Origin of the sequence: Phytobacter sp. V69 (genome assembly GCF_965644215.1) — a bacterium.
In the GTDB taxonomy this organism is placed as follows: domain Bacteria; phylum Pseudomonadota; class Gammaproteobacteria; order Enterobacterales; family Enterobacteriaceae; genus Phytobacter.
The window spans coordinates 1-5,387 of the sequence record NZ_CBFFRL010000260.1 but is presented as its reverse complement, the minus strand read 5'-3'; the positions used below and the strand labels follow the sequence as shown (position 1 = coordinate 5,387).

6 protein-coding genes are annotated in these 5,387 nt (G+C 55.7%); 4 read left to right on the top strand and 2 right to left on the bottom strand.

Annotation, left to right across the window (positions count from 1 at the left end; all coding sequences use genetic code 11):
• The first annotated feature begins 156 nt into the window (after positions 1 to 156).
• Genes modD through ACSZPU_RS22990 form a run of 4 tightly spaced genes read left to right on the top strand, consistent with a single transcriptional unit; the run spans position 157 to position 3,192 of the window.
• The gene (gene modD / locus ACSZPU_RS23005) at positions 157 to 996 is read left to right on the top strand and encodes a ModD protein (protein WP_499003574.1); all 840 of its coding nucleotides are present in this window, start codon (positions 157 to 159) and stop codon (positions 994 to 996) included.
• A 29-nt stretch (positions 997 to 1,025) separates the two neighbouring features.
• Positions 1,026 to 1,772, top strand: a complete 747-nt coding sequence (modA, locus tag ACSZPU_RS23000) for a molybdate ABC transporter substrate-binding protein (RefSeq protein ID WP_499003572.1) — start codon at positions 1,026 to 1,028, stop codon at positions 1,770 to 1,772.
• A gap of 21 nt (positions 1,773 to 1,793) precedes the next feature.
• Positions 1,794 to 2,582 (top strand): ABC transporter permease, encoded by a 789-nt coding sequence (locus ACSZPU_RS22995; protein WP_499003567.1) that lies wholly within the window; start codon positions 1,794 to 1,796, stop codon positions 2,580 to 2,582.
• Positions 2,569 to 3,192, top strand: a complete 624-nt coding sequence (locus ACSZPU_RS22990) for an ABC transporter ATP-binding protein (protein WP_499003565.1) — start codon at positions 2,569 to 2,571, stop codon at positions 3,190 to 3,192. Before ACSZPU_RS22995 ends, ACSZPU_RS22990 begins: the two co-directional genes overlap by 14 nt.
• Positions 3,193 to 3,230: 38 nt before the next feature.
• On the opposite strand, the gene yghB is transcribed toward ACSZPU_RS22990, so the two are convergent.
• Together yghB and metC are read right to left on the bottom strand one after the other, a co-directional pair.
• The gene (yghB, locus tag ACSZPU_RS22985) at positions 3,231 to 3,890 is read right to left on the bottom strand and encodes a DedA family general envelope maintenance protein YghB (protein WP_499003563.1); all 660 of its coding nucleotides are present in this window, start codon (positions 3,888 to 3,890) and stop codon (positions 3,231 to 3,233) included.
• Positions 3,891 to 4,021: 131 nt separating this feature from the next.
• Positions 4,022 to 5,209, bottom strand: a complete 1,188-nt coding sequence (metC, locus tag ACSZPU_RS22980; RefSeq protein WP_499003560.1) for a cystathionine beta-lyase — start codon at positions 5,207 to 5,209, stop codon at positions 4,022 to 4,024.
• Between the last annotated feature and the right edge of the window lie 178 nt (positions 5,210 to 5,387).

The window sequence follows — 5,387 nt, the reverse complement described above, 5'->3', positions numbered from 1 at the left end:
TATCTTTCAATGGTCAAGCTGGGTTGCATCCGATTGTTTTACAAGAGGTTATGCAATTAAGGGACACAGCCTAATCTCCTCTCCCTTGATTTCAGACAAATGACATGTCGTTATATATAGATATATATAGCGATTTGTCGCCGTCGGAGAAAAAGGATGATCTTTATACCTCAACACCAGATAGACCAGTGGCTGCTGGAAGATATTCAGGGCGGTGATATTACGACCCGCTCGTTGGGGATCGGTCGCACGCCCGGTTTAATGGTATTCAGCCACCGCAGGGGCGGCTTTGTCAGCGGCATTGCCATCGCCCTGCGCATGTTGCGTACCCTGGGCTTAGAGGCCCATGCGGACGTTGAGGATGGCGACCGGGTGCAACCGGGGCAGCCGTTGTTGCAGGCCCGTGGCCCGGCGGATAGCCTGCATCAGGGCTGGAAAGCTGTGCAAAACGTGCTGGAGTGGAGCTGCGGTGTCACCGGATATCTGGCCGATATGCTGGCGGTTCTGCATGGCGCGATACCGGATGGGCACATCGCCTGTACGCGTAAGGCCATTCCCGGCACGCGGCTGCTGGCGGCGCAGGCGGTCATTGCCGCAGGTGGCATTATCCATCGCGCGGGCTGTGCGGAAACGGTGCTGCTGTTTGCTAACCATCGCCGTTTTGAACCTGAACCGAATGACTGGCAGGGGATGGTCCAGCGGCTACGTACGGCCTGCCCGGAAAAGAAAATCGTGGTGGAGGCCGATACGCTGGATGAAGCGCGTGCGGCGCTTCTTGCCTGCCCGGATGTCATTCAGCTCGATAAATTCACCCCAGAGCAGGCCCGGCAGGTTGTCGAACTCGCCCGCGACAGCGCCTGCACGCTGGCGCTGACCGGGGGGATCACCCGCGCAACGTTGCCTGATTATCTCGATTGCGGCATCAGGCTGTTTATTACCTCTTCGCCTTACTACGCCAGCCCGGCGGATATTGGTGTCAATCTGTCGCCGGAATAACCCACAGTACCCTTAATGAGGAAGGACCCATGAAGTCAGTAAAATTTATACTCGCCAGTTTGCTGTTGTGCTGTAGCGCCGTGTCAAGCGCGGCCGATCTTCATCTTTACGCCGGAGCAGGATTGCGGATGCCGGTAGATGAAATAGTCGCGCGTTTTGAGAAAGAGACGGGCAACCATGTCACCGTGGAATATGGCGGCTCGGGCCAGATCCTTACCCGCTTTCAGCTCACGCAGCAGGGCGATCTGTTCCTGCCAGGCTCTGCGGATTACGTCGATAAAATTCAGGCGGAAGGCAAGCTCAAAGAGGCGTTCCTACTCGTTCACCACACCCCGGTGATGGCGATCCGCAAGGATAAAGCGGCGGGGATCACCACTTATGCCGATCTGGCAAAAAGCCATCTAAAACTGGGGATGGGCGACCCGCAGGCCATCGCCTTAGGCAAAAGCGGTGAGACGTTGCTGACGCTTTCCGGCTATGGCGAACCGCTGCGCGAAAAAGTGGTAGTCAGAGCGGCCAACATCAAGCAACTGGTGATGTACCTGCTCAATGGCGATGTGGATGCGGCAGTTATTGGTCGCACCGATGCGGTGAAAAATAAAGATACGCTGGTACTTCTGCCGACGCCGAAAGGCACGCCGGATGAAATCGCCACCCTGGCGGTGCTGAAAACCACGAAACATCCGGACGAAGCCCAAAAGTTGGCGAGCTATTTCACCTCGCCGCAGGGCATTAAAGTGTTCACCGATATGGGCTATCTGCCCATTGAGAAATAGTGTTTAGCCTGAGGAAAATGCGTGGCTAAACTGACGCTGCTGCCGCTTGGCCTGCTGCTGATACTGGTGATCGGATCGTTATTGTCACTGGTGTTTGAGCTGGATCTGGCCACGCTTATTCAGGTGCTTAAAGAGCCTGAACTGCATTTCGCCGTTCTGCTTTCGCTGGGAACGGCGCTTCTCTCACTGCTGCTGGCGCTGCTGATCGGTATTCCCGCCGGATGGGCGATGGCGCGGATGACGTTTAAAGGAAAAGGGGTAATCGATACCCTGCTCGATATCCCGCTGGTGACGCCGCCGCTGATTGTTGGGATTGGTTTGCTCCTTCTGCTGGGCCAGCGCGGGCCGATTGCTTCCGTGGCCCCGGGCCTGCCTGAACTGTTGTTCTCGCCGTTTGGCGTGGTGATCGCCCAAACCTATGTGGCCAGTGCGATCGTTTTGCGTTCTGCCAGTGCTGCGTTCTCGTCCATTGAGCCGGCCTATATCAGCACCGCTTGGAACATGGGGCTGACGCCGCTGCGCACTCTGCTGCTGGTGGAGATCCCCCTGTGCTGGCACTCGCTGCTGGGCGGCAGCGTGCTGGCGCTGGCCAGAGCGTTGGGCGAGTTTGGTGCGACCTTAATGCTGGCGGGGGCAATACGCATGAAAACGGAAACCCTGCCGATTGCCGTCTACCTGAATATCGCCAGCGGTGATTTCTCGCTGGCGATTGGCTGCGCGCTGCTGCTGATCCTGCTGGCGGGGCTGTTACTGATTGTCCTGCATCGGGTGCAGCACGTGTACAAGGAGAAAGACCATGCTGCGCGTTGAGCACTTGCGTACTCAGGCTTTCAGCGACCTGCATTTCCATGCGGCGCGCGGTAGCTGTACCGCCATCACCGGGCCGTCTGGCAGCGGCAAAACGACGCTGCTGAACGCTATTGCGGGCAGTGTTCCCTATCAGGGGGATGTCCATTTCGACGGCAAAACGATGAACGGCATTCCGCCCTGGCAGCGCCCGTGCCGCTATCTCAATCAACGGCTGTATCTCTTTCCGTATCTGACGGTGGCGGGCAACCTGGCGCTGGCGCAATACGCGGCGGGGTTGCCACGGTCTAAACCGGCACAGATGGTGATGCTTGAAGAGATGGGGATTGCGCACCTGGCGCACAGTTATCCGCGGCAGATATCCGGCGGTGAGCAGCAGCGGGCGGCGCTGGCCAGAGCGATGGTTTCCCATCCCCGCCTGTTGCTGCTTGACGAGCCTTTCTCCAGCCTCGACTGGGATATTCGTTTCCGGCTGTGGGAAGTGGTGAAGAACCTGCGTCAACATGATGTGACCATTCTTCTGGTGACGCATGAGCCGAGAGAGGTCGCGGCGCTGGCGGACGCGCAGTGGGTGTTCAGTCAGGAAGGCTTGCAGGAAATACAGATATCATAAGGGAGACAGGTTCTCCCTTATATGACAGTCAGATGGTATCAGGCGCTGCAGTATTTTTTCTTGATAACCACCGCCAGCGTGCCAACCAGTCCGGCAACCAGCAGGAAAAGCGGCAGAATCATCAGGAAGGTCATGACCTGATCTTCATGGCGTTTTACAAACGGGATCATGCTGATGGCATAGCCCAGCGTGGTAATCATGCCGACCCACAGCAGGCCACTCAGCCAGTTGAACAACTGAAAACGGCGATTGGATAACCCGGAAATCCCTGCCATGGTTGGCAGCAGGGTGCGCACGAAGGCCAGAAAACGCCCTGCCAGCAGTGCCACCAAGCCGTGGCGGTCAAACATGCAGGTTGCCCGCTGATGATATTTTTCCGGTAGCTGCGCCAGCCAGCTTTTTACGATGCGGGTATTCCCCAGCCAGCGGCCCTGCAGGTAGCTTAACCAGCAGCCTAGGCTTGCGGCAGAGGTGAGGATAACGACTGTTGACAGGAAGTCCATGCAACCACGCGCCACCAGAGCACCCGCCAGTAAAAGCAAACTGTCGCCAGGTAAGAATGAGGCTGGGAGCAATCCGTTTTCTAAAAAGAGAGTGGCAAACATCACGAGATAGACGACGCCAACAATATGTGGATTCGCCAGCGCTGCAAAGTCGTGGTGCCAAAGCGCAGCGATAATGTCTTGAATTACAGCCATGGACTTTCCTGTGGTACCGCTTAGAGAAGGCTATTGTACTCGCTTCTCGCCCGAAACACGTTGATCCCGGGCGCAATTAATACAGAGTATTCTGCTGGCGTAATCAGAATTTTCAACCAGCAGATAACAATTTACACGATGCGCTGGAAACCTGTGGATAAATCTTCAATTAAATCATCAACATTTTCCAGACCAATATGAACACGAATCAGCGTACCGCTAAAATCGACGTTGCCATCAGGACGGATAGCGGCAATCTGTTCCGGTTGATTCGCCAGAATTAACGATTCATACCCGCCCCAGGAATACGCCATGCTGAACAGCGAGAAATTGTCGAGGTAGGCGGCCATCTCTTCATTATTAAGGCGCTTGTTCAACACGAAGGAAAACAGGCCGCTGCTGCCGTTGAAATCGCGTTTCCAGAACTCATGGCCTTTGCTGCCAGGCAGCGCCGGATGGTTAACCTGCGCCACCTGCGGGTGGGATGCTAACCACTCGGCGATTTTGATACTGCTTTCATGGTGCTGGCGCAGACGCACGCCGAGGGTACGCAGGCCGCGGCTGGTCATGTAGGCGGTGTCGGCATCGACCATTTGCCCCATCAGGTAGGCATTCTCGCGCAGTTGATCCCAACAGCGGGCGTTGGACACCGCCGTGCCGATCATCCCATCCGAGTGGCCAATCAGGTATTTCGTCGCCGCCTGAATAGAGATATCGATATCGAATTCGAGGGCTTTAAACAGAATGCCTGCCGCCCAGGTGTTGTCGAGCATAATGATCGCTTCTGGCGCAACGCTTCTGACCGCCTTAACAACGGCCGGGACATCGTGGACTTCCATCGTGATAGAGCCGGGTGATTCGAGGAATACGATTTTGGTATTGGGTTGGATAAGCTCAGCGATGCCTGCGCCAATCATCGGGTCGAACCAGCTTGTCGTGACACCCAGTTTGGCGAGGATTTTGGTGCTGAAATCCTGTGTCGGTTCATAGGCCGTGTTGGTGACGAGGATATGTTCGCCCTGTTCGACAAACGCCAGGATGGTGTTGGCCACCGCCGCGGCGCCGCAAGGGAAAAGGGCACAGCCCGCGCCGCCTTCCAGTTCACACATGGCTTCCTGGAGCGAAAAATGGGTCAGCGTGCCGCGACGCCCATAAAAAAGCTCGCCTTTTGCGCGATTACGCGTGGCCTGTTTTTTTGCTTCAACGGTGTCGAAAACCAGAGAGGAAGCTCGCTGAATAACGCTATTCACCGCACCCTGCGTGTATTTCTTGCTGCGCCCTGCGTTCACCAGAGCGGTATCAATATGCTTCGCCGTCATGTTCGCCTAACCTGTTTTTATACGTCTGGATGTCCAGACTACCATGAATGCTTGGTAATACAGCGATGCCTGTTTAGATAAAGCATAAAATTTTATGAATATTTAGATAGTGTCGTCACGAGGATAAAAATCATTGATAATAGGGCCTTCTAATCAGAAGGCCCTATTATCATGACTA

Bases quoted from the DNA above. Each gene is read 5' to 3' on its own strand.
- modD (WP_499003574.1), top strand. From the start codon at position 157: ATGATCTTTATACCTCAACACCAGATAGACCAGTGGCTGCTGGAAGAT.
- modA (WP_499003572.1), top strand. From the start codon at position 1,026: ATGAAGTCAGTAAAATTTATACTCGCCAGTTTGCTGTTGTGCTGTAGC.
- ACSZPU_RS22990 (WP_499003565.1), top strand. From the start codon at position 2,569: ATGCTGCGCGTTGAGCACTTGCGTACTCAGGCTTTCAGCGACCTGCAT.
- yghB (WP_499003563.1), bottom strand. From the start codon at position 3,890: ATGGCTGTAATTCAAGACATTATCGCTGCGCTTTGGCACCACGACTTT.
- metC (WP_499003560.1), bottom strand. From the start codon at position 5,209: ATGACGGCGAAGCATATTGATACCGCTCTGGTGAACGCAGGGCGCAGC.